The sequence below is a fragment of the Pseudomonas sp. SIMBA_041 genome (assembly GCF_046535095.1).
Classification (GTDB): Bacteria; Pseudomonadota; Gammaproteobacteria; order Pseudomonadales; family Pseudomonadaceae; genus Aquipseudomonas; species Aquipseudomonas mucoides.
This window is the reverse complement of record NZ_JAWRXJ010000884.1, coordinates 1-239: the sequence shown is the minus strand read 5'-3', so window position 1 is coordinate 239 and position 239 is coordinate 1. Positions and strand designations below refer to the sequence as shown.

1 pseudogene is annotated in these 239 nt (G+C 64.9%); it reads left to right on the top strand.

Annotated features, from left to right (window positions below):
• A pseudogene (gene hbdH, locus SB725_RS33685) lies at nt 1-239 on the top strand (3-hydroxybutyrate dehydrogenase); the annotation flags it as partial.

The window sequence follows — 239 nt, the reverse complement described above, 5'->3', positions numbered from 1 at the left end:
CCGCCTACGTGGCCGCCAAGCATGGCGTGGTCGGCCTGACCAAGGTCGTGGGGTTGGAAACCGCCACCAGCAATGTGACCTGCAATGCCATCTGCCCAGGCTGGGTGCTGACCCCGCTGGTGCAAAAGCAGATCGACGATCGCGCCGCCAACGGTGTGGACGCGCAGCAGGCACAACAGGACCTGCTGGCCGAGAAGCAACCTTCATTGGCCTTCGTCACCCCCGAGCAGTTGGGCGAG